This is a genomic window from Methylobacterium sp. C25, from assembly GCF_021352225.1.
Taxonomy (GTDB): Bacteria; Pseudomonadota; Alphaproteobacteria; order Rhizobiales; family Beijerinckiaceae; genus Methylobacterium.
Map to the genome: position 1 here is coordinate 1,193,397 of NZ_JAAUVI010000001.1, position 21,583 is coordinate 1,214,979.

Genomic DNA, 21,583 nt, shown 5'->3' on the forward strand with positions numbered 1-21,583 from the left:
AAACCATGCTGCCGACGCGAATGCCGGCGCATTGGAGATGTGTGATGGATCGCCGGGACTTCCTTGGATTGCTGGCCGCAGCTGGTGCTGCCGGCTCATTCGGTATCGAGCCCGCATGGGCAGCCTCGCCTCCGACCGCACGCAATGTCGTGCTGGTTCACGGGCTTTTCGCGGATGGTTCTTGCTGGACCGACGTCATCGCCCGGCTCCAGGGCAATGGACTCAACGTCACCGCGGTTCAGAACCCGCTGACGACGCTCGAGGAATCGGTGGCTGCAGTGCAGCGCGTTCTGGCGCAGCAGGACGGTCCGACGGTGCTGGTCGGTCATTCCTTCGCTGGCATGATCGTCTCGGAAGCCGGTGTCGATCCGAAGGTCTCGGCCGTGGTCTACGTCGCAGCCCGTGCGCCGGATGCCGGTGAGGACTACCCGGCGCTCGCCAAAACGTATCCGACCCCGCCGGCTTCAGCAGGCATCGTTTTCGACGGGGAGTATGGCCGCCTGACCCAAGAGGCCTTCCTGCGCGACTTCGCAGGCGATGTGCCCGAAGCGCGGGCGAGAGTGCTCTATGCGGTGCAGGAACCGTTCCGGAAGAGCCTGATCGCAGGCAAGACGACCCAGGCGGCCTGGCGCTCCAAGCCGAGCTACTACGCCGTTTCGACCGAAGACCGGACCATCAATCCCGATCTGCAGCGCTTCATGGCCAAGCGCATGAACGCCACGACCATCGAAGTGAAGGCGAGCCACGTCTCGCTGATCTCGCAGCCCGATACGATCGCGGCGCTCATCCTGAAAGCGACGGGTCGGGGATGACGGCATGACGAGCCTGCTCGCGATCCGCTCCATCTTGATGCGCTGGGCACCCGTGCCGGTACGGCTGATCGTCGGATACGGCTTCCTGGCGCATGGCGTTGCCAAGGCGGCTCGCGGCTAAGATGCCTTTCCGGCTCTCGTCGGTGCGATGGGATTGCCGTTCCCGCACGTGCTCGGCTGGATGACCATCCTCGTCGAAATCGTCGGCGGCTTGGCGATCCTGGCCAGTGCGTTGGTGCCGCTGGCCAGCTTACCGATGGCTGTCGCGCTCGCGGTGGCCATCGTTACCGTGCACCTTCCCTACGGCTTCAGCTCGATCAAGCTGCAGGCGGTGACGGCGAACGGGGCGAGCTTCGGCCAGCCGGGCTACGAGACCGACCTGCTCTACCTCGCCGGGCTGGCCACGCTCGTGCTGGGTGGTGCGGGCCTTTTTCGGTCGATGGTTGGTTGAGCAGGCGCCTCGGCCCGTCCCATCGCGGCGTGGTGGCCTAGCCCACGCCCACCGGATGCTTCGTCACCGCGGGCGTCCGCATCGTCACCAGCTCCTCGCCGGCTGTGGGGTGCACGGCGATGGTGCGGTCGAAATCAGCCTTCGTCGCGCCCATGGTGACCGCGATGCCGACGGCCTGAATGATCTCGCCGGCATCGTGGCCGAGGACGTGCACACCGACGACGCGGTCGCTAGCCTTGTCCACTAGCATTTTCATCAGCATGCGCTCGTCGCGGCCCGACAGCGTCGCCTTCATCGGGCGGAAGCTGGAGCGGTAGACGTCGATCTCGCCGAAGCACTTACGTGCCACGTCCTCGTTGTGGCCGACCACGCCGATCTCGGGTGTCGAGAATACCGCCGTCGGGATCAAGCGGTGGTCGACGCACCAGGGCTTGTTGCCGAAAACCGTATCGGCGAAGGCGTGGCCCTCGCGGATGGCGATCGGCGTCAGCGCCGCGCGGCCGGTGACGTCACCCACCGCGTAGATCGAGGGCACCGAGGTCTGCGAGTACTCGTCGACGGGGATTGCGCCGTTCGGCTTGATCGTGATGCCGACCTTTTCCAGGCCGAGGCCGTCGACGTTCGGACGCCGCCCGGTCGCCGCGAGGACGCAATCGACCGTCAGGATCTCGCCGTCACTCAGTGTCGCGCGGATCGCGCCGCCGTCACGTTCGAGCCGATCGACGGTGCGCCCGAGCCGCAGATCCATCCGTTTGGCATAGGCTTCGCCCAGCGCGTCGCGGATCTCGTCATCGAAACCGCGCAGCAGCTTGTCGCCCCGGTGGAGCAGTGTAGTCTTGCTGCCGAGTCCAGCGAAGACGCCGGCAAATTCGACTGCAATGTAGCCGCCGCCGATGACCAGGATGCGATCGGGCCGCCGTTCCAGCTCGAAGACACCGTTGGAATCGATGCCGAGCTCACCGCCGGGAATCATCGGCTCGTTCGACGGCGCGGCGCCCACAGCGATCAGGATCTTTCGAGCACGGATCAGTCGGCCCGAATGGCAGAGCCGCACTGTGTGCGGGTCTTCGATCGCCGCGCGCTCGGCCACCACCTCCACGCCGCTGCCGGCGAGGGTGCGGCCGTAGACGCCTTCGAGCCGGGTCACCTCGGCATCACGGCGCTGCTTCAGCTTGGCCCAGTCGAAGCTCGGATGGCCGACCTCCCAGCCGAAGCCTGCAGCGTCCTCGAACTCCTCCGAAAAGCGGCTGGCATAAACCATGAGCTTTTTGGGCACGCAGCCCCGGATCACGCAGGTGCCGCCGAGGCGGTATTCTTCCGCCAGCATCACCCGGGCGCCGTGGGTGGCTGCGATCCGTGCCGCACGCACGCCGCCGGAGCCGCCGCCGATGACGAAGAGATCCGTGTCGAAGGTCTCGCTCATGCTGATCCGCTTTGAAGGAGGGAGACACTGACTACTGGAGCTGGTGGCCGCGCTTGCCCATCTCCGCGCGCACGCGGATCATCATGTATTCCGAAACTTCCTGGGTCCAATCCTGCATGGCGCCCACCAACTCGTCGAGCACCTGCGGCTGCGTCTCGACGTAACGCTTGCCCGACGGCGAGCGGAAGAAGGTCACGATGTCTTGCAGCTCCGGCTCGCTCAGGCGGCGCGCATAGATCTGCGCCGCGACGTTGATCATGCGCTGCTTCTGCAGTTCCATTTCGGGTTGCAGGCCCTTGATGACCTCGTCGAGATCCTTGCTCAGCTCGGGCCGGGTCACGGAGTTCTTCTTGATCTGCTCGGCGAGCGCCGGGATGATCGAGTCGAACGAACGCGCGATGCCGGAATTGAACATGACCTCGCGGGCGAGCGCGATGTGGTTGTCGCTGGCCGCAGGCTGGTTCTGAGCTGCCGGAGGCGCCGCCGGCTTCGCGGCCGGGGGTTTTGTGGCAGGCTGCTCGGCGAGCGCGGCCGGCGCGAGCAGCGTGGCGCCGACGAGCGCCGCTCCGAGCAGACGGGCGGCCAGGGCGTCGAGGCGGCGGGACATGGACAGCGCTCCGGAGGCTTGTCGGAAATCGGATCGTTGAAGATGAATCACGGGTTACCGAGCACCGTCACTACGGCTTCGTCGCCGCAGGCTTCGGCGAGGATCGCGCCGCTGGCGAGGCCGATAAACAGGCCATGCTCGACGACGCCGGGCACCGCCCAGAGCGCCGCGGACAGCCGCTCGGGATCGGGGATCGCTTCGAGTCTCGCATCGACGATGGCGTGGCCGCCATCGGTGACGAAGGGCTGCCCGCCCGAGGCTTTTCTCAGTGTCAGCTCACCCGCGCAGCCGGCAGCCTCGATTGCCTTCTGAACCGCCTTGAAGGTGGCGCCGAAGCCAAACAGGTTCACCTCGACCGGCAGCGGGAAGGCGCCGAGCGTCGCAACGTGCTTGGCGGAATCCGCAATCACGACCATGCGACGGCTGGCATACGCGACGATCTTTTCGCGGAGCAGTGCGCCGCCGCCACCCTTGATCAAGCGGAGATTGCCGTCGAGTTCGTCGGCGCCGTCGATGGTGAGGTCGAGCTCCGGGCATTCCTCCAGGCTGGTCAGCCGGATCCCTTCAGCTTCGCAGGCCGCGCGCGTCGCCTCCGAGGTCGGTACGCCGATCACGTCGAGGCCGGCGCGGACCCGCTCGCCGAGAAGCAGGATGAAGGCGTTGGCGGTGGTGCCGGTGCCGATCCCGAGTCGCATCCCGTCCGTGACGAGATCGACGGCGCGGGCCGCGGCCGCGCGGCGCAGATCAGGGCCGCTCACGCGGCCGTCCGGGGAATCGCGGAGAAAGAAAGGGCGTGCATGCGCGTGCTCACGAACTCGGCGCGAGCCCCTAGCACGCCTCACGGTCCTCGCAAACGCGGCCCGTTACGCGGATCGGCCGTTCTAACGAGAGAACGTCGATCGGTGGCGTCCGGCATCAGGGGCGGCCGCCCTGTGGTGGCGTCACGCTCGGTGCGGTGCGTGCGGCAGGCGCGGCAGGCACGGGATTGGTGGAGCCGGCCGGCGGCGGGTTGGTCTGCGGCGTGCAGACCACGAGTTCTTCCCGCACCTGAACGTAACAGATGCTCATCTCGCCGGTGCGGTAGTTGACCCGGAAGACACCGGCCTCGCGGGTGTGCCGCGAGGCAATCAGGCCATACTCGGCCGGGGCCTGGGCGCCCGCACCCTCGCCAGCGGGAAAGCACAGGGTGACGCCGACATTGTCGTCGCGCAGGCCGTACTGGCAGGAGGTGACCTCGCCGGTGGAGCGGTCGACGCGATAGACCCGATTCAGGTCGATCTGCGGCGCGGGCACAAATTCGTAGGGACCGGCGGCAAGGGCAGGCAGGCCAGCGTTGCAAAAGATGAGAGCGGCGAGCGCGGTTCGAGGCGAGAGGCAGGCTGGCATGGCCGGTGACCCTGTCACGGGAAAAGCATCCCTGGAACAGGACCCGATTATGGTTAACGAAATCCTGCGAAGCGCGGGCGAACGAAAGGTACGGATCGCCGTTCGTGAGGGAAAGCGGCTGAGTCCGGCGGGAGGAGCAAAATGGGGGCAAATTGCCGCCATCCTTCTGTCTCAGTACTCGAATGATAGGGCCAACGCGGCCTTGGCCCTTCATTCGTGTGGGTGGCCAGGTCGACAGCGCGCAACGTCACAGCGTGGCCGAAGTTTATCCGGACCGACCGTCACCGATCATGCAACCGACATCCCGGATGGACCGCTCCACGGCCGCGCGTCTCGCGGCCCTGGAACGATACGACATCCTCGACACACCGGCGGAGCCCGGTTTCGACGACATCGTCGGATTGGCGGCTGAAATCTGCAAGACGCCGGTGGCCTTGGTCAGCCTCGTCGCGGACGACCGACAATGGTTCAAGGCCCGGATCGGCTTCGACGCCTGTGAGACGCCCATCGGGCAATCGGTCTGCGCCCATGCCCTGGCCCAGCCGGGGCTGCTCGTCATCCCCGACCTGACCCAGGACCCTCGCACCCGCGACAACACGCTGGTGACGGGCGAGCCGCATATCCGGTTCTATGCCGGCGCCCGGCTCGAGACGCCCGAGGGAGAGGCGATCGGCACGCTCTGCGTCATCGACGGGCAGGCCCGGCCGGCCGGGCTCACCACGCGGCAGGCACTCGCTTTGGAACGCCTCGCCCGTCAGGTGATGACGCAGATGGAGCTGGGCCGGGTAGCCGCTGAACGCGATGCCGCTGCGCGGCGCGCGCGAGAGGCGGCCATCCGCCATCGGCAGATCCTCGACAGTGCCCTCGACTATGCCATCGTCACGATGGATCTCGATGGAAGGGTGACGAGCTGGAACGCGGGCGCGGAGCGCATGCTCGGCTGGTCGGAGGCCGAGACGGCCGGCCGAACGACCGAGATGTTCTTCACGCCCGAGGAAGTGGCGGCCGGCAAGCCCGAACGCGAGATGCGGGTGGCGCGCGAGCAGGGACGCGACAGCGCCGAGCAGTGGTACGGTTGCAAGGACGGATCGCGCGTCTTCGCCCTCGGCGAGATCATGCCACTCACGGCAGCCGACGGCAGTCATGTCGGCTACCTGAAGATCCTGCGCGATCGTACGGAGCAGCGCAGCCTCGACGAACGGTCTCGGCTTGCCGAAGACGCGCTGGCGGAGTCAGAGGAGCGCATGCGGCTCGCCGTCGACGCCACCGGCATCGGCATCTTCGACTACGCGCCGGAGAAGGACGATCTGCGCTGGGATGCGCGCGTTCGCGAGATCTTCGGAATCGGCCCCGACGATCCCGTGACCTACGAGGGCAGCTACCTCGCCGGACTTCATCCCGACGATCGCGATGCCGCCGATGCGGCGGTCCGGGCGGCTACAGATCCGGCAGGCTCGGGCCTTTTCGACATCGAATACCGCGTCCGTGGCATCCGCACCGGCATCGAACGCTGGATCGCTGCGCGCGGCAAGTCTACCTTCGAGGACGGCCGACAGATCCGCTTCGTCGGCACGGTGCGCGACGTGACGATCCGCAAAGCCGCCGAGTTCGCCGTGCGCGCCACCGAGGAGCGCTACCGCCTGGTGACGCGGGCGACGAACGACGCGATCTGGGACTGGGACCTCGTAGCGGACCACGTCCTCTGGAACGAGGCCCTTGGCACCACCTATGGATACGACCTCGCCACGGTGGGGACCACCGGCGAGTGGTGGCTCGATCACGTCCACCCGGAAGATCGTGCCCGGGTCGAGGAGGATATCCGCTCCGCCATCGCCGGGACAGGCAGCGAGTGGAGCCACGAATATCGCTTCCGCCGCGCGGACGGCAGCTACGCCGACGTGCTCGATCGCGGCTACATGGTGCGTGGCAAGCGCGGCGAGCCGCTGCGCATGATCGGCGCGATGCTCGATTTGTCCGAGCGCAAGCGCGACGAGCGGCGCCTGCGCGAGATGAACGCCATGCTGGAGGAGCGGGTCGAGGAGCGTACCCGCGAGCGCGACCGCACTTGGAGCGTCTCGCAGGACCTGATGGTCGTCATCGACACCAAGGGTATCTTCCGGGCGATCAGCCCGGCCGCGGTGGGGATCCTGGGCTGGCAGCCAGAGGACATGCTCGGCTGCTCGGTCTTCGACTTCATACATCCCGAGGACCAGGCCCGGACGCTCGACGCATTGCGCTTCGCTTCCGAGCACGCCCTGCCGCCCTTCGAGAACCGATATCGGCACAAGGACGATACCTATCGCTGGATGTCGTGGATCGCCGCGCCGGAAGGCGACCTGATCTACGCCACCGGCCGTCACGTCACCGCGGAGAAGGAGCAGGCCGAGGCGCTGGCCAAGACCGAGGAGGCCCTGCGCCAGTCTCAGAAGATGGAAGCGGTCGGCCAGCTCACCGGCGGCATCGCGCACGATTTCAACAACCTGCTCACCGGCATCTCGGGAAGCCTGGAGCTGCTGCAGAGCCGCGTGAGCCAGGGGCGGCTCGCCGATGTCGACCGCTACGTCAATGCTGCGATGGGCGCCTCGAAGCGCGCCGCCGCTCTGACGCATCGCCTGCTCGCCTTCTCGCGCCGCCAGACGCTCGATCCGAAGCCCACAGACGTGAATCGCCTCGTCGCGGGAATGGAGGAGATGATCCGCCGCACGATCGGCCCGGAGATCGCCCTGGAGACCGTCGCCGCCGCGGGCCTCTGGTCGGTGATGGTTGATCCCTCGCAGCTCGAGAATGCGTTGCTCAACCTCTGCATCAACGCCCGTGACGCCATGCCGGATGGCGGCCGCATCACCATCGAGACCGCCAACAAGTGGATGGACGAGCGCGCGGCCAGGGATCGGGACCTTGAGCCCGGCCAGTACCTCTCGCTCTGCGTCACCGATACCGGCACGGGCATGGAGCCGGACGTCATCGCCAAGGCCTTCGAGCCGTTCTTCACCACGAAGCCGATCGGTCAGGGCACGGGACTCGGGCTCTCGATGATCTACGGCTTCGTGCGCCAGTCGGGCGGCCAGGTGCGGATCTATTCGGAGGTTGGCGAAGGCACCACGATGTGCCTCTACCTGCCCCGCCACTACGGCGCGGCCGAGGAGGGCGAGGTGGCCCCCGATCTCGCGAACGCTCCGCGCGCCGAGCAGGGCCAGACCGTGCTCATCGTCGACGACGAGCCGACGGTGCGCATGCTGGTGGCGGAGGTGCTGGAAGACCTCGGCTACACCGCAATCGAGGCGGCGGACGGCTCGGCCGGCCTGAAGATGCTGCGTTCCGATGCGCGCATCGACCTGCTGGTGACCGATGTCGGATTGCCCGGAGGAATGAACGGCCGTCAGATGGCCGACGCCGCCCGCGTGACGCGGCCGGATCTCAAGGTCCTGTTCATCACCGGCTATGCCGAGAACGCAGTTGTCGGGAACGGGCATCTCGAACCGGGCATGCAGGTCCTGACCAAGCCCTTCGTGATGGAAGCTCTGGCAAGCCGGATCAGGGATCTGATCGCCAAGCCGTGAGTGCCGATCTCGGTGGAGGACCCGCTGGTCAGGGCCTCTACTTCACGGTTTCGAAACCCGGAGGCTGCTTTTATCCGCAGACGTCCGGATAGGCTCATGGCACCTGGTCTTGCAGGAAACATAGACGCGGAGCTCGGCAAGCGTTGGCAATCCCGGCGCTCGCCGGCCTTGGCGGAGCTTTACGAGGCGCGCAGCGAGTCGACGCACTGGCAGGATGCGCGCATCTCGTCGCGGCTCGCTGGCATCGTCTACATTGCGTTCTTCTTCACGGATCTGATCATGATCCGCGACGTGGCGCTCTATAACATCGCCGCGCGCCTCATTATCGGCCTGCTGTTCATCTTCGACATCGAGGCGCAGATCCGGCGTGGTGTCCGCTCGCGTTGGGTCGATTACCAATGCGCTTTCGGGATCGTCGCCGCCTACGCGACCTGGATGTGGTTCTCGAGCTGCAGCGTCTATCAGGTCAGTGCCTCATACTACCTGACCTACGGAATCATCTTCATCATCGGTCAGAACGTCTTCTTCAACTTCCGGTTCGGTCTGGCGGTTGTATCGTCGAGCGTGATGCTCGGCATCTTCACCCTGTTCTTGTTCTCGAGTTTCTTCAGTTCCACCGAGTACGTGGTCGGAATCGGCACGCTCTACTTCTCGACGTATACTCTCACGCTGTTTGTGAACTGGAAGTTGAATGAAGAACGCTACCGCGTCTTCCTGAACTCGCTGCGGGCCGAGATCCGGGAGGATGAGGCGACGGAGCGGGGCGCTGCGCTGCTGCGGCTTTCGACGACCGACGCGCTGACGGGTCTCGCCAACCGCCGGGCTATCGACGAGGAGCTGCGTGCCTATTGGGGTAATTGGCAGTCGGCGGAGAAGAGCTTCGCGGTCATCCTGATCGATGTCGACTACTTCAAGCGCTACAACGATCAGTACGGCCACCAGCGTGGGGACCGCTGCCTGATCGCTGTGGCCGACGCCATGAAGGCTGCAGCCACTCAGAGTAAGTATGCGCTCGGCCGCTTCGGCGGCGAGGAGTTCATCCTTCTGGTGCGCTGCCAGACGCGGGAGCACATGGCGCTCGTCGCCGAGGGCGTGCGCCGGGCCGTCGAGGACCTCGCGATTCCGCACGAGCAGCGGCCCGACCCCTGCTTCGTCGTCACCGTTAGCATCGGGGCCGCCTTCAGCCGGGACATCACCAGCACGAAGGTCGAGCGGCTGGTCACCGAGGCCGACCGTGCGCTCTATGCGGCGAAGAAGACCGGCCGAAACTGCGTCAAGCTCTTCGACCGGGACGACCCGCTGGAGGTGAACCTCGACGACAGCGTCACGGATCTCCTCCGTGGCGCTATCGCAGGGGGCCATGTCGCGATGGTCTACCAGCCCATCCGCGACGCGGTCTCCGGCGAGATCGCGGGCGCCGAGGCGCTGATGCGCCTGACCGGACCGAATGGCGAATCCATCTCGCCGGCTGTGTTCATCCCGATCGCTGAACGCACCGGGATGATCGTCGAGCTTGGACGGTGGGCGATCCGCACCGCGTGCCGGGAGCTGATCGCCGAAGACCGCGTCGCGATGGTCAGCGTCAACGTCTCGGCCGTCCAGCTGAGCACCGCGAGTTTTGCGCTGTCCGTGGCCACGATCCTCAAAGAAACCGGCGTTGCGCCGCACCGCCTGATCGTGGAGGTGACGGAAGGCCTGCAGATCGAGGGCAATCCCGACATCCTCCAAAGCCTGCGGGAGCTTCGTACGCTCGGCGTGAAGATTTGGCTGGACGATTTCGGCACCGGCTTCGCCGGTCTGTCCTGCGTGCGGGAGGTCGCCTTCGACGCCGTCAAGATCGACCGCTCCTTCCTCCAGGCCACCGAGACGAAGCGGGGCGCGGAGATGTTCCGCAACATCGTCGGCCTCGTCCGCAATGTCGGCTGCCAGACTGTGGTCGAAGGCATCGAGACCCACGCTCAGCAGCAGCTCTCCGCGGAGCTGCAGGTGGACCTGCTTCAGGGCTACCACCTCGGCAAGCCGATGACGGCTGAAGCCCTGCGCTTGCTGGTCGGCTCGGAGATGGTGGTCTCGCGCGAGAGCGTGCCCGCGTCGGCCTGACGCTCTCCAGACGGCTCCCCCATCGACGTCCTTCCTTGTCCTGCGCTTTCCGCGGCGCGGCGGGCGTCGCACGGTCGTCTGGATACAAAATCCGAAGGCATCGACAATAGAGCGCCGTTAACCTTAAGATGAGGATTTCAAGACGGCGTTTAGCCTGCTTTCTGGCAAACAGATTTTCCTTGGCTGTGGGTAAGTCGTGCCAAAAGGTTGATAACCCCAGGGCCGGATGCCTGGCATCGGATGTTTTTTGTTTAGGAGTTGTTAATCTCTCCCTCACTGGAGCGATGTGGCGCGGTCACGTGGTTACCCAGGATGACCCCGAGTTCTTTCATGGAACATCTTCAGTCGGTTTTGTCCGAGGCTCAGTCCCGGCTGATCGCCAATCCAAGCCCGGACATCATCGATTGGTTGGCGAAAGAGCTGGGGGCGACCTACGATGAGGCGTCGTCGACCGGACAGCTTTCCGAGTTTCGGGCGTCTTGCCGCTCCCACCCGCTGTCCGAAGTCTTCCTGCTCGATCCTTATTCCCGGCGCGCGCACGACAAACCGCGCGGCTATGCCGGCGACGCGGTCATGCTCGACTACATTTATCGGCCGACGCATGGTCAGCTCGACGGTATGGCCTCGGTGGTCCACCGCGCGACGACTTCGCTGCCGAATGCGAAGAGCATTCTTTGGCGCCGCGATTACTTGGCGGGCCTGATCCACGACTACATGGGTTCCCGCGAATGCGCCGAGGTGCTCTCGGTGGCTTCGGGCCACATGCGTGAGCTCGACGCCCTTCGCGAGGCGACAACCGACACCAACGTTCGGTTCGCAGTGCTCGACCAGGACGAGACCTCGATTGCCGAAGCGAAGGGCGAGTACAGCGAGTTTACTATCGAGGGCCGCGTGGCGAGCTTCGCCGCTCTAATCAAGGAGCGGCGGCCGGTCGCGAGCTACGACCTGATCTACTCGGCCGGCTTGTTCGACTACCTGCCGAAGGCTCCTGCGGTGGCTTTGATCAAGGCGATGTTCGCCCGGCTCAAGTCCGGCGGGATGCTGTCAGTCGGCAATTTCACCCGCGACAGCCACGGCCGTGGCTTCATGGCCGGCTTCATGGACTGGTGTCTGATCTACCGCGACGAAGACGAGATGCGCGCGCTTGCCGAAGCGGCTTGCCCGAAGGCCTCCTACAAGATCTTCCGAGATCAGCCGCGCAACGTGGTCTACCTCGAGATCTACGCCGAATGAGGCAATCTGGCTGAGGCTGCTCACGCCGCCAGGCAGGCGCGAGCGGCCTAGCTCAAGATCGATTGTGCCCTAGCTTGTTCAACGACCCATACAGGGTCGCCAAAAACAATCGACCCGAGGGAACGTTCAATGCTGAAGATCGCTGTATCGGCCGTGGCTCTGGCCGCGATCGCCGTTGCTCCAGCCATGGCCCTGGAGGTTACCAAGACTGCCAGTATCGCAGCTCCTCCCGCCGCCGTGTGGAAGACCATCGGCGGCTTCTGCGGCATCGGCGACTGGCATCCCGTCGTCGAGAAATGCATGCTCTCGAAGCAGGGCGCCAAGCAGCAGCGCATGCTGAGCCTCAAGGGAGGCGGCACGATCCAGGAGGAGGAGCAGGCCCGCGACGACGCCGGCATGAGCTATACTTACACGATCCTCGAGAGCCCACTGCCCGTTTCCGACTACAAGTCCACGATCTCCGTGGCGAAGGATGGCAGCGGCTCGAAGGTGACTTGGACGGGCAGCTTCAAGGCCAAGGGCGCGCCCGACGCCAAGGCCCAGGAGGTGATCGGCGGCGTCTACGATGCCGGTCTGAAGGGGCTCTCTGACAAGGCGAAGTAAGCCAAGCTCAAGATGGGGGCAGCTGGCTCAGGCTTGATCGCCCCCTGCATTCGGTCCATCCCGCTCGCGTCACTGCTCCGCTCGCGCGAGACCCGATGTCCGATCTGCCTCCCATCGCCGTGTTCGACCTCGATGGCACTCTCGCCGACACTGCGGGAGATCTCATCGGCACGCTGAACGTTATCCTCGAGCGGGAGGGGCTCGCGGCCCTGCCGCTGGACCAGGCACGCGATCTCCTGGGAGCTGGCGCCAGGGCACTGATCACGCGGGGCTTCTCGGCGGCCGGTCAGACATTGGAGCCGGAGCGGCTCGAGCGTCTGTTCGAAGCCTTCTTGGACTATTACGGCGCCCACCTCACCGACCACTCGCAGCTCTATCCGGGCGTGGTCGCGGCGCTCGATGACTTGGAGGCGAAGGGCTTTCGGCTGGCCGTCTGCACCAACAAGGTCGAGGGGCACGCCGTCGACCTCCTGAAGGCCCTTGGCCTCGCGCCGCGCTTCGCGGCGATCGTCGGCAAGGACACCTTCGCTTGGTCGAAGCCCGACCCGCGACACATCACGCTCACCGTCGAGCGGGCCGGGGGCGATCCACACCGGGCGGTGATGGTCGGCGATTCCCGCGCCGACGTGGATGCAGCCAAGGCGGCCGGCATCCCCGTGGTCGGCGTGAGCTTCGGGTATACGGCGGTGCCGATGCGCGAACTCGCCCCGAACAAACTGATCGACCATTTCGACGAACTGCCGTCGGCCGTCTCGGCCCTCGTGCCTGTCTGACCGACCGCATTCGGCCGGTTTCCTTGGCGATCCGGTAACGGTTCGAATCGCTGCACTGCAACCATCGTGGCGCTAACCCGTTGAGCCACCATGAAATCGGAACAAATGGTCGAGTCCTGTCGGCGTCGCGCCGACCATTGGCGGCGTGCCGAACGGCTCTGGAACAAGGCGGGCAACAAGGTCGCCGCAAAGGAATGCGCCAGGGAAGCCGAGCGCTGCGATCGAGAAGCGGAAGCGTTGGCGGCTTGAGCGGCGGACTGGTGGACGGTGCAGGGATCGAACCTGCGACCTCTCCCGTGTGAAGGGAACGCACTACCGCTGTGCTAACCGTCCATGCCGGTCGTGGGGCAGCCGATGCCGGCACCCCGCGGAGCCGCGCTTCTAGGGCGGGAGCGCGATCCCCGTCAAGGCAGGCTCTTCGCAGCCGCTGACAAAGCGGCTAGGCGTGCGCGCATGACAACGCCTCTCGTCCGCTTCGCACCCTCGCCGACGGGTTTCCTGCATATCGGCAATGCCCGGCCAGCTCTGCTGAACTACCTGTTTGCGCGACGGGAGGGCGGCCGCTTTCTGCTCCGCCTCGACGATACCGACCGCGAGCGTTCGACGGAGGAATTCGCGGGTGCGATCCGCGAGGATCTCGTTTGGCTCGGCATTGAGCCCGACCTGTTCGCGCGGCAGAGCGAGCGCAATGCGAGCCATCAGGCCGCGAAGGAGACGCTGATCGCGCAGGGCAGGCTTTACCCCTGCTACGAGACGGCGGAAGAACTCGACCGCCGCCGTAAGCGGCAGCTCGGCCGCGGACTGCCGCCCATCTACGACCGCGCCGCGCTCAGCCTGACGGGCGAGGAGAGGGCGGCCTTGGAGGCTCAGGGCCGGCGCCCACATTGGCGGTTCAAGCTCGACCACAAGGTCGTCGCCTGGAATGATCTGGTGCGTGGCGAGAGCCATGTTGACTGCGCTTCGCTCTCGGACCCAGTTCTGATCCGCGAGGACGGCACGGCGCTGTACACCTTGCCTTCTGTCGTGGACGACGCGGAGATGGGCGTGACCCACATCATCCGCGGCGAGGACCACGTTACCAATACCGGTGTGCAGGTGCAGATCTTTGAGGCGCTGGGCTATCCGGTGCCGGTATTCGCGCACCACAACCTGCTGACCACGTCAGATGGAGAGGGTCTGTCGAAGCGACTTGGGCACCTGTCTCTGCGCAGCCTTCGCGAAGCGGGCTATGAGGCTGCCGCGGTGAACTCGCTGGCGGTGCTGACGGGGACCGCCGAGGCGGTTCGGGCAGTCGGCTCGCTCGATGATTTGGCGGGCCTGGTCGATCTCGGCCGAATCTCGCGGGCACCGGCCCGGTTCGACCCATCGGAACTCGACGTCATCAACGCGCAACTCGTCCACGCGATGCCTTTCGACGAGGCTCGCGAGCGCCTGCTGGCGCTAGGCATCCACGAGGAGACGGCAGAAGCGTTCTGGAACGTGGTGCGGGCCAATCTCGGCAAAGTCGACGAGGCGGCGGAGTGGTGGCGTGTGGTGGCCGGCCCGGTGAGCCCGGTGATCCAGAATGCGGGCTTTCTGGAAAAGGCGCTCGCCCTGCTGCCGGATGGCCCCTTCGATGCCACAACCTGGAAGAGCTGGACCGAGGCGGTGAAGCAGGCGACGGGGGCCAAAGGCCGCGTGCTGTTCATGCCGCTCCGTCTAGCGCTGACTGGGCTCGACCATGGTCCGGATCTGGCTGGCCTGCTGCCGTTGATCGGCCGCGAGCGGACGGCCCAGCGCTTGGCCGGGGAATCGGCTTGAGCGCCAGAGAAGATCGTTCGTTATAAGAAACGGAATGACGGAAGATCTTTCCGACGCCGGTGTCTTCTGGAGCAGAACAAGCCGGGGAATTGAAAATTCAGAACATCGCTTGAGCGGAATTTTTGGGCCACACTTCTGAATGAGCGAAGTGATGGATGAGACCCTTTACGGATCAGCATTTTGTTCGATATAAAGAACGGGCTGCCTATGCTGTCGAGCAAGCAGCATTCTGATCCCTTTTGGAGCATCGCATCATGAGCGCTCATTCCGCGCTCCCCATTGCTGTCATCGGCGCCGGCTTCAGCGGCACGATGGCGGCGATCCAGTTGTTGGACTCGCTGCCGAGCGATCGGCCGGTGCTGCTCTGCGAGCGTTCCGCGAGCTTCGGACGCGGCCTTGCCTATGGCACCGACGATTTCGGGCATTTCCTGAACTTGCGCGCTTCGAACATGAGCGCGTTTCCGGACTGCCCAAGGCATTTCGAGCAATGGCTGGCGCACAACGCGGCCGATCTGCCTCCAGACGAGGCGCCCGGCATCCGGGTGACGCCGGTCGGCACCTTCGCGTCGAGGGCACTTTACGGACGCTATCTCTCCGAGATCCTGACCGAAGCCGTCACCGGCTCTAATCTGCCGCGCCTCCGCCTCGTCAATGATGGCATTTCCGACCTCATGCCTGGCCCGGGGGGCTTTGCGGTGCGCACGGAGGGAGGTCTGAGCCTGCCGGTGGCAGGTGCGGTGCTCGCCATGGGCAACCTCGCCGGCGCAGGCGAGCCTTACAGCCGGCACCGGGCCGACCTCTGGTCGCCGGAGACGATCGGCCGGCTGCAGCCGGAATTACCCGTTCTGATCGTAGGCACTGGGCTGAGCATGATTGATGCGGTCATCAGCCTGCGCCGCAGCGGCTTCTCCGGGCCCATCGTGGCCCTGTCACGCCGAGGCCTGCTGCCGAACGCCCATGCGCCGACCGAGGCGCTCCCCGTCCCCAATCTCACGGCAGCTGATCTTCGCTCGCTCACGACCTTGACCCGGCGCATCCGTGCGATGGCGGTTGCAGCCGACGGTGATTGGCGAAGCGTGATCGACGCGCTGCGCCCAATTGTCGATTTCATCTGGCGCAGCCTGCCCGCGCCGGAACGTGGCCGCTTCCTCCGCCATCTGCGGCCCTTCTGGGACGTGCATCGCCATCGATCCGCTCCCCCAGCCGCGTCTACGATCGAGGACGATATCGCCGCAGGCAGCCTGATCGTGCGGGCAGGACGCATTCTGTCGATCGAGGACGAGCCGAGCCGCGCCGTGGTGACGCTCAGGCCGCGCGGTGCGATCGAGCCGGAGCGCCTCACGGTCCAGTGCATCCTGGACGCCACCGGCATCGGCCGCGTCAGTGAGACATCGGACCCGCTGCTGCGGCGGCTGATCGGCCGGGGCTTGGTGCGGCCAGGCCCCTTCGGACTCGGGCTTGACGTCGATTCTGATTTCCGTGCGCGCGGGCTGCCGCTGGGCGGACCGCTCTGGACGATCGGTCCGCTGATGCGGGGCGCGCTCTGGGAGTGCATTGCCGTGCCCGACATCCGCAATCAGGCGGCCGACCTCGCTGCCGGCATCGCCGCGGAGTTGGCGCGGGCGGAGGCGGCTTAGGGATCGCTATCTAGAATGCGCGACAGGTCGCGTATCGGCCGCCAGCTGCGCAGCACGATCCCACGCCTCGCGAAGCCCTCCGCGATAGCGAGGCTCCGCGCCCGCCGTGTTCGGTTCCAGGAGAGCGCGAAACGCAGGAATTCCGGCTCGAACCGCTCGGGGCAGCCGGCAGCCATCTCCGGCCGCTCGTGTCCATAGCTCGCGATGGTGCGCCTTGCGATACGGGCCATCGCCAGCCAGGTCGGCACGTCGAGGTAGATCACCGTATCCGCCGTCGCGAGCCGCGGTGCGATCGTCGCGGTGTAGTTTCCGTCGATCACCCAGGCTGAGAGTGCCGCAATCCGTTCGACCTCGGCACGAAAGGCGTCCGGTTCCACCGGCACCCACCCGGGCCCAAAATACAGCTGGTCGAGATGGAAGACGGGCAGTCCGTAGCGTTCGCCGAGCTGGCGGGCGAGAGTGGATTTACCGCTCCCGGGCGGCCCGAGGACGGCGACGCGTTGGAGCGCCGGCGCAGACGAGCCGTTTGCGCTCACGCTGCTCTCAGCCGCCCCGCCGCAGCAGGAACACCCCCTGCGCGCCGACGAGGTTCCAGAACCACCACGGCATCGAGTAGCGCATCGGCTTGCCGCGTCCGTCCAGCGCGGTGGCCTTCTCGATGCTGGCGCCGACAGTGCGGCACAGGCCGACGAAGTCTCGGATCGTGCAGTGGTGGATGTTCGGGGTCTCGTACCAGGTTTCGGGCATGATCTCCGTCACCGGCATGCGGCCGCGGAAGGCGAGTTCGGCCCGCACGCGCCAATGCCCGAAATTCGGGAAGGAGATGATGACCTGCTTGCCGATGCGCAGCAGGTGCTCGAGCACGATGCGCGGATTGCGCGTCGCCTGGATGGTCTGGGAGAGCACCACGACGTCGAAGGCATCGTCCGGGTAGTTGGCGAGGTCGGTGTCGGCGTCCCCCTGGATCACCGGCAGGCCGCGGGCGAGGCAGGCGTTCACGCCCTCGCGCGACAGCTCGATGCCGCGACCATCGATGTTGCGCCGGTCGCGCAGCAACGCCAGCAGCGAACCGTCGCCGCAGCCGATGTCGAGCACGCGCACGCCATCGGGCACGAGGCCGAGCACGACGAGGTGGTCGACGCGGTCCTCCGCGCCCCGCGGCAATTGCTCTGCTGCGTCCCAGGGGGGCGCCGAGGCAGCATCGGTGACGGTGTTGCTCATGGAGTTCCGAAACGCATTCCCGTCACAGCCCACGCGCCCGCGCCGCTGCGTCGATGAAGCCCCGCGCGGCCGAAAACAGCGCCGGCTCGTCGAGCAGGAAGGCGTCGTGGCCCTTGTCGCTCTCAACCTCGACGAAGGCCACGGGTGCCGCGACCGCATTCAGCGCGTGGACGATCGCCCGGGAATCTGCCGTCGGAAACAGCCAGTCCGAGGTGAAGGAGATCACGCAGAACCGGGTCTTCGATCCGCGGAAGGCATTGGCGAGCACGCCGCCATGGTCCTCGGCGAGGTCGAAATAGTCCATGGCCCGGGTGAGGTAGAGATAGGCATTGGCGTCGAATCGCTCGACGAAGGACAGCCCCTGGTGGCGCAGGTAACTCTCGATCTGGAAGTCGGCGTTGAACGAGAAGGTCGGTGCCGCCCGGTTCTGCAGGCGGCGACCGAACTTTCGGTGTAGCGCAGGCTCGGACAGGTACGTGATGTGCGCGCCCATGCGTGCGACGCCGAGGCCCTTGGCCGGCCGCGTACCCTCTTCGAGATAGCGCCCATCCGCCCATGCTGGATCGGCCATGATCGCCTGCCGGCCAACCTCGTGGAAGGCGATGTTCTGGGCCGAGTGGCGGGCGCCCGTGGCAATCGGCATCGCCGCGAAGACGCGCTCGGGGAAGAGCGAGGCCCATTGCAGGACCTGCATCCCGCCCATCGAGCCGCCGATGCAGAGGAAGAGGTCGCGGATGCCGAGGCGGTCGAGCAGCATCGCCTGGGCGCGGACCATGTCGCGGATGGTCACGAGCGGGAAGTCGAGCCCGTAGGGTCGGCCCGTCGCCGGATCGAGCGAGGCCGGGCCGGTCGAGCCCATGCAGCTGCCGATCACGTTCGAGCAGATGACGAAATAGCGGTCGGTATCGATCGGCTTGCCGGGGCCGACCAGGGTCTCCCACCAGCCCGGCTTCTTGGTCACCGGATGGGTATGGGCGAAATGCTGGTCGCCGGTCAGGGCATGACAGATCAGCACCGCGTTGGAGTGCTCGGCATTGAGCGTCCCCACGGTCTGGTAGGCGACCTGGAACGGCGCCAGCGTGACGCCGGAATCCATCGCCAGCGGCTCGTCGGTGCCGAACAGCGCGACGGGGCTCTTCGGGTCGGAGGCCGGAAGGGCGTCGTAGTCGCGGCGCGCCGGCCTTTCCTCGTCGCGGAGGCCGGTCTGCGCATCTGGCGTCAAGCTGGTGTCCATCGCGCGCTCGGGTGCTGCCCCCCGGGCCGTTCACCCCGGCCATCGGTCGAAGCTCTCGCGTTGTCATGCGGCGACGCGGGGGCCGGCCTGTCGAGACTTGGCAGGGCCGACTGGAGGTAATGTGCCCTTCCCCATGCGTCAACGAAAGGAGGAAGCGACTGTTTGCGGGGAGTTATCGCCAGCTCTGCAACGAATCCGCTCGCCTTGGTTTATGAGTGCGCCGCAATAAGCGAAGGAGCGGGAATGACGGGCGAGATCGCTGACGCACAGGGCCATCCCGGGCTGGACCGCAAAGCCGTTGGGGCCGTGGTGCTCGGCAACGCCCTCGAATTCTACGATTTCACCATCTACGCCTTCTTCGCCGTGCCGATCGGCGCCGCCTTCTTCCCGTCGAAGAACGCTACCGACAGTCTGCTCGCCTCGCTGGCCCTGTTCGGCATCGGCTACGTGATGCGGCCGATCGGCGGCATCGTGATTGGGGCCTTCGCCGACCGGGCCGGGCGCAAGCCCGCCATGCTCATCACCATCGCGCTCATGGCGGTCGGCATGCTGATGCTGGCGCTCACGCCGGGCTACGACGTCCTCGGCGGCTGGGCGCAGGCCATCGTCATCGTCGGGCGGCTGATCCAGGGGCTGGCGCTTGGTGGTGAGGTCGGCCCCTCCACCGCCTACCTGCTGGAGGCGGCGCCGCCCGATCATCGCGGTTTCGTGGCGAGCTGGCAGATCGCGAGCCAGGGCTGCGCCGCGCTGATCGCCGGCATCGTCGCCTCCGTGCTGACGCTGGCCGTCGGCGATCACGCCATGGCGGAATGGGGCTGGCGCGGCATGTTTCTGCTCGGCCTCACCGTGGTGCCGGTCGGCCTCGTCATCCGCAGCCACCTGCCCGAGACGGCTGGCGAAGAGAAGGACCCGGCGGCAGCGGATTCGACCTTCGCCGTCGTCTCACGACTGGTGCGCGAGCACGGAAAGCTGCTGCTCCTCACCTTCCTGATCATCGCGGCCTCGACCGTCTCGAACTCCATCGGCACCAACATGCCGGTCTATGCCCAGGCGACGTTGGGGCTCACCGAGCAGGTCTCGACGGCGGTGCCGATCGCGTTGGGGCTCGCCTCGATCGCGTTTCCGCTCCTCGGCGGCTGGATCGCAGACCGGACGGGGCGCAAGCCGATCATGATCTGGCCGCGCGCCGTCATCGTTCTGCTGGCGATCCCGGCCTTCGCCTGGCTGGCGCAGAAGCCCACGGCGCTCTCGGTCTATGCCGTTACCTTCCTGATGTCGGCGCTCTCCTCGATCAACGCGGCGGCGATCATCGTCGGCATCCCGGAATCGCTGCCGCGGGCGGTGCGCAGCGCCGGGCTGTCCATCGTCTACGCCTTCTCGGTCTCGATCTTCGGCGGCAGCACCAACTGGGTGGTGAACAAGCTGATCGCGGTCAGCGGCGACCGGCTGGCGCCGGCCTATTACCTTGTCGCCTTCAGCATCATCGGCACCATCGCGGCGATGCTCATGCCCGAGACGAAGGGGCGGGACCTCGACGCGAACGCGGAGGCGTGACCCTGCGGACTCCACGGCGGCGCGAAATGCTGTAGACGAACCGGATTCGATCGCATCCGACAGTTGTCCGAAGCCATGTCCGCCGCCGCCTCGACCCCTCTTCGCCCGGTGCCCAAGCCCGGCGTGCTCGCCATCGACGCCTATGTGCCCGGCAAGAGCACGGCGCCGGGCGTCGCCAAGGTGCACAAGCTCTCCTCGAACGAGACGCCGCTGGGCCCGAGCCCGCATGCCGTGGCGGCCCTCCGAGAAGCATCGGCCAAGCTCGCAGCCTATCCGGATGGCACCGCATCGAAGCTGCGCACCGCCATCGCGGCCCGCTTCGGGCTCGACCCGGCCCGCATCGTCTGCGGCGCGGGCTCGGACGAGCTGCTGTTCCTGCTCTCGCACGCCTTCGTCGGCCCGGGCGACGAGGGCATCTATTGCGAGCACGGCTTCCTGATCTACCGGATCGCGATGCTGTCGGCTGGCGGCACGCCGGTGGTGGTGCCGGAGATGAACCTGACCACCGACGTCGACGCCATCCTCGCCGCGGTCACGCCGCGCACGAAGATCGTCTACATCGCCAACCCCAATAACCCGACGGGCACCTACCTGCCCTTCGACGAGGTTCGCCGCCTGCATGCCGGGCTGCCGGGCAACGTGCTGCTGGTGCTCGACGGCGCCTATGCCGAATACGTCCGTGCCAACGATTACGGCGCCGGGCTGGAGCTGGCGCTCGAATCCCAGAACGTCGTCATGACCCGCACCTTCTCGAAGATCCACGGGCTCGCCGCGCAGCGGATCGGCTGGATGGTCGGGCCGGAGGGCGTGGTCGATGCGCTCAACCGCATCCGCGGGCCGTTCAACCTGTCGAACGGATCCATTGCCGCGGGCGCGGCGGCGATTGCTGACGAGGCCCATCTCGCGTCCGCCGTCGCGCACAACACCGAATGGCTCGGCTGGCTCACGAACGAGATCCAGGCGCTCGGCTACGCCGTCACGCCGAGCGTCGCGAACTTTTTGCTGGCTCACTTTCCCGACGAGCCTGGCCGCACAGCCGCCGAGGCCGACGCTCACCTGACGAAGCACGGCGTTATCGTTCGCCAGGTCGCGTCCTACGGATTGCCGAATGCGCTACGCGTCAGCGTCGGCAGCGAGGAGGCGAACCGGGCCTTCATCGATGCGCTGAAGAGCTTTGGCCGGGGCTAGG

18 protein-coding genes and 1 tRNA gene are annotated in these 21,583 nt (G+C 66.3%); 11 read left to right on the plus strand and 8 right to left on the minus strand.

Annotation, left to right across the window (positions count from 1 at the left end; translation table 11 throughout):
* Window positions 1-44: 44 nt before the first annotated feature.
* Both HCU64_RS05790 and HCU64_RS05795 read left to right on the plus strand, forming a co-directional pair.
* Complete coding sequence (locus tag HCU64_RS05790) at window positions 45-812, plus strand: alpha/beta fold hydrolase (RefSeq protein ID WP_233382785.1); 768 nt, start codon at window positions 45-47, stop codon at window positions 810-812.
* A 181-nt stretch (window positions 813-993) separates the two neighbouring features.
* Window positions 994-1,263 carry a DoxX family protein gene (locus HCU64_RS05795; protein ID WP_233382786.1) on the plus strand — a complete coding sequence of 90 codons (270 nt, stop codon included), beginning with the start codon at window positions 994-996 and terminating at the stop codon, window positions 1,261-1,263.
* A 37-nt stretch (window positions 1,264-1,300) separates the two neighbouring features.
* On the opposite strand, the gene gor is transcribed toward HCU64_RS05795, so the two are convergent.
* From gor to HCU64_RS05815, 4 genes are all read right to left on the minus strand, one after another.
* Window positions 1,301-2,686, minus strand: a complete 1,386-nt coding sequence (gor, locus tag HCU64_RS05800) for a glutathione-disulfide reductase (RefSeq protein WP_233382787.1) — start codon at window positions 2,684-2,686, stop codon at window positions 1,301-1,303.
* A 31-nt stretch (window positions 2,687-2,717) separates the two neighbouring features.
* A complete protein-coding gene (locus HCU64_RS05805) occupies window positions 2,718-3,293 on the minus strand; it encodes a DUF2059 domain-containing protein (protein WP_233382788.1) in 576 nt (191 codons plus the stop codon).
* 47 nt (window positions 3,294-3,340) lie between these two features.
* Entirely contained in the window at window positions 3,341-4,051 is a 711-nt protein-coding gene (gene rpiA / locus HCU64_RS05810) for a ribose-5-phosphate isomerase RpiA (RefSeq protein ID WP_233382789.1), read from the minus strand.
* A gap of 157 nt (window positions 4,052-4,208) precedes the next feature.
* Window positions 4,209-4,679: a hypothetical protein gene (locus tag HCU64_RS05815; protein WP_233382949.1), complete on the minus strand. Its 471-nt coding sequence runs from the start codon at window positions 4,677-4,679 to the stop codon at window positions 4,209-4,211.
* Window positions 4,680-4,987: 308 nt separating this feature from the next.
* Between HCU64_RS05815 and HCU64_RS05820 the strand changes: the two genes are divergently transcribed.
* The 5 genes from HCU64_RS05820 (at window position 4,988) to gph (ending at window position 12,948) form a co-directional block, all read left to right on the plus strand.
* A complete protein-coding gene (locus tag HCU64_RS05820) occupies window positions 4,988-8,239 on the plus strand; it encodes a PAS domain S-box protein (RefSeq protein WP_233382790.1) in 3,252 nt (1,083 codons plus the stop codon).
* Window positions 8,240-8,335: 96 nt separating this feature from the next.
* Window positions 8,336-10,339, plus strand: coding sequence for a putative bifunctional diguanylate cyclase/phosphodiesterase (locus tag HCU64_RS05825; RefSeq protein ID WP_233382791.1), 2,004 nt, complete (start codon window positions 8,336-8,338; stop codon window positions 10,337-10,339).
* Between the two features lie 330 nt (window positions 10,340-10,669).
* The gene (locus HCU64_RS05830; RefSeq protein WP_233382792.1) at window positions 10,670-11,572 is read left to right on the plus strand and encodes a class I SAM-dependent methyltransferase; all 903 of its coding nucleotides are present in this window, start codon (window positions 10,670-10,672) and stop codon (window positions 11,570-11,572) included.
* A gap of 129 nt (window positions 11,573-11,701) precedes the next feature.
* Complete coding sequence (locus HCU64_RS05835) at window positions 11,702-12,175, plus strand: SRPBCC family protein (protein WP_233382793.1); 474 nt, start codon at window positions 11,702-11,704, stop codon at window positions 12,173-12,175.
* Between the two features lie 95 nt (window positions 12,176-12,270).
* On the plus strand, window positions 12,271-12,948 hold the full coding sequence (gene gph / locus HCU64_RS05840; protein ID WP_233382794.1) for a phosphoglycolate phosphatase: 678 nt from the start codon (window positions 12,271-12,273) through the stop codon (window positions 12,946-12,948).
* Window positions 12,949-13,206: 258 nt separating this feature from the next.
* On the opposite strand, the gene HCU64_RS05845 is transcribed toward gph, so the two are convergent.
* A tRNA-Val gene (locus HCU64_RS05845) sits at window positions 13,207-13,281 on the minus strand.
* Window positions 13,282-13,401: 120 nt separating this feature from the next.
* Between HCU64_RS05845 and gltX the strand changes: the two genes are divergently transcribed.
* Window positions 13,402-14,748 carry a glutamate--tRNA ligase gene (gene gltX / locus HCU64_RS05850; protein WP_233382795.1) on the plus strand — a complete coding sequence of 449 codons (1,347 nt, stop codon included), beginning with the start codon at window positions 13,402-13,404 and terminating at the stop codon, window positions 14,746-14,748.
* Window positions 14,749-15,002: 254 nt separating this feature from the next.
* Complete coding sequence (locus tag HCU64_RS05855) at window positions 15,003-16,385, plus strand: FAD/NAD(P)-binding protein (protein ID WP_233382796.1); 1,383 nt, start codon at window positions 15,003-15,005, stop codon at window positions 16,383-16,385.
* On the opposite strand, the gene HCU64_RS05860 is transcribed toward HCU64_RS05855, so the two are convergent.
* Genes HCU64_RS05860 through metX form a run of 3 tightly spaced genes read right to left on the minus strand, consistent with a single transcriptional unit; the run spans window position 16,382 to window position 18,840 of the window.
* Complete coding sequence (locus HCU64_RS05860) at window positions 16,382-16,921, minus strand: hypothetical protein (RefSeq protein ID WP_233382797.1); 540 nt, start codon at window positions 16,919-16,921, stop codon at window positions 16,382-16,384. The genes HCU64_RS05855 and HCU64_RS05860 overlap by 4 nt on opposite strands.
* 7 nt (window positions 16,922-16,928) lie before the next feature.
* Window positions 16,929-17,606: a methionine biosynthesis protein MetW gene (gene metW / locus HCU64_RS05865; protein WP_233382798.1), complete on the minus strand. Its 678-nt coding sequence runs from the start codon at window positions 17,604-17,606 to the stop codon at window positions 16,929-16,931.
* 22 nt (window positions 17,607-17,628) lie between these two features.
* Window positions 17,629-18,840: a homoserine O-acetyltransferase MetX gene (metX, locus tag HCU64_RS05870; protein ID WP_233382799.1), complete on the minus strand. Its 1,212-nt coding sequence runs from the start codon at window positions 18,838-18,840 to the stop codon at window positions 17,629-17,631.
* A gap of 243 nt (window positions 18,841-19,083) precedes the next feature.
* Between metX and HCU64_RS05875 the strand changes: the two genes are divergently transcribed.
* Window positions 19,084-20,394 (plus strand): MFS transporter, encoded by a 1,311-nt coding sequence (locus HCU64_RS05875; RefSeq protein ID WP_233382800.1) that lies wholly within the window; start codon window positions 19,084-19,086, stop codon window positions 20,392-20,394.
* Window positions 20,395-20,469: 75 nt separating this feature from the next.
* A complete protein-coding gene (locus HCU64_RS05880; protein ID WP_233382801.1) occupies window positions 20,470-21,582 on the plus strand; it encodes a pyridoxal phosphate-dependent aminotransferase in 1,113 nt (370 codons plus the stop codon).
* The last annotated feature ends 1 nt before the right edge of the window (window position 21,583 follow it).

Excerpts from the sequence above, each read along its gene's own strand:
- gltX (WP_233382795.1), top strand. The coding sequence starts at position 13,402 with ATGACAACGCCTCTCGTCCGCTTCGCACCCTCGCCGACGGGTTTCCTG.
- metW (WP_233382798.1), bottom strand. The coding sequence starts at position 17,606 with ATGAGCAACACCGTCACCGATGCTGCCTCGGCGCCCCCCTGGGACGCA.
- gor (WP_233382787.1), bottom strand. The coding sequence starts at position 2,686 with ATGAGCGAGACCTTCGACACGGATCTCTTCGTCATCGGCGGCGGCTCC.
- HCU64_RS05825 (WP_233382791.1), top strand. The coding sequence starts at position 8,336 with ATGGCACCTGGTCTTGCAGGAAACATAGACGCGGAGCTCGGCAAGCGT.
- HCU64_RS05830 (WP_233382792.1), top strand. The coding sequence starts at position 10,670 with ATGGAACATCTTCAGTCGGTTTTGTCCGAGGCTCAGTCCCGGCTGATC.
- HCU64_RS05820 (WP_233382790.1), top strand. The coding sequence starts at position 4,988 with ATGGACCGCTCCACGGCCGCGCGTCTCGCGGCCCTGGAACGATACGAC.
- HCU64_RS05805 (WP_233382788.1), bottom strand. The coding sequence starts at position 3,293 with ATGTCCCGCCGCCTCGACGCCCTGGCCGCCCGTCTGCTCGGAGCGGCG.
- HCU64_RS05795 (WP_233382786.1), top strand. The coding sequence starts at position 994 with ATGACCATCCTCGTCGAAATCGTCGGCGGCTTGGCGATCCTGGCCAGT.
- HCU64_RS05880 (WP_233382801.1), top strand. The coding sequence starts at position 20,470 with ATGTCCGCCGCCGCCTCGACCCCTCTTCGCCCGGTGCCCAAGCCCGGC.
- HCU64_RS05815 (WP_233382949.1), bottom strand. The coding sequence starts at position 4,679 with ATGCCAGCCTGCCTCTCGCCTCGAACCGCGCTCGCCGCTCTCATCTTT.
- metX (WP_233382799.1), bottom strand. The coding sequence starts at position 18,840 with ATGGACACCAGCTTGACGCCAGATGCGCAGACCGGCCTCCGCGACGAG.
- HCU64_RS05835 (WP_233382793.1), top strand. The coding sequence starts at position 11,702 with ATGCTGAAGATCGCTGTATCGGCCGTGGCTCTGGCCGCGATCGCCGTT.
- gph (WP_233382794.1), top strand. The coding sequence starts at position 12,271 with ATGTCCGATCTGCCTCCCATCGCCGTGTTCGACCTCGATGGCACTCTC.
- HCU64_RS05790 (WP_233382785.1), top strand. The coding sequence starts at position 45 with ATGGATCGCCGGGACTTCCTTGGATTGCTGGCCGCAGCTGGTGCTGCC.
- HCU64_RS05875 (WP_233382800.1), top strand. The coding sequence starts at position 19,084 with ATGACGGGCGAGATCGCTGACGCACAGGGCCATCCCGGGCTGGACCGC.
- HCU64_RS05855 (WP_233382796.1), top strand. The coding sequence starts at position 15,003 with ATGAGCGCTCATTCCGCGCTCCCCATTGCTGTCATCGGCGCCGGCTTC.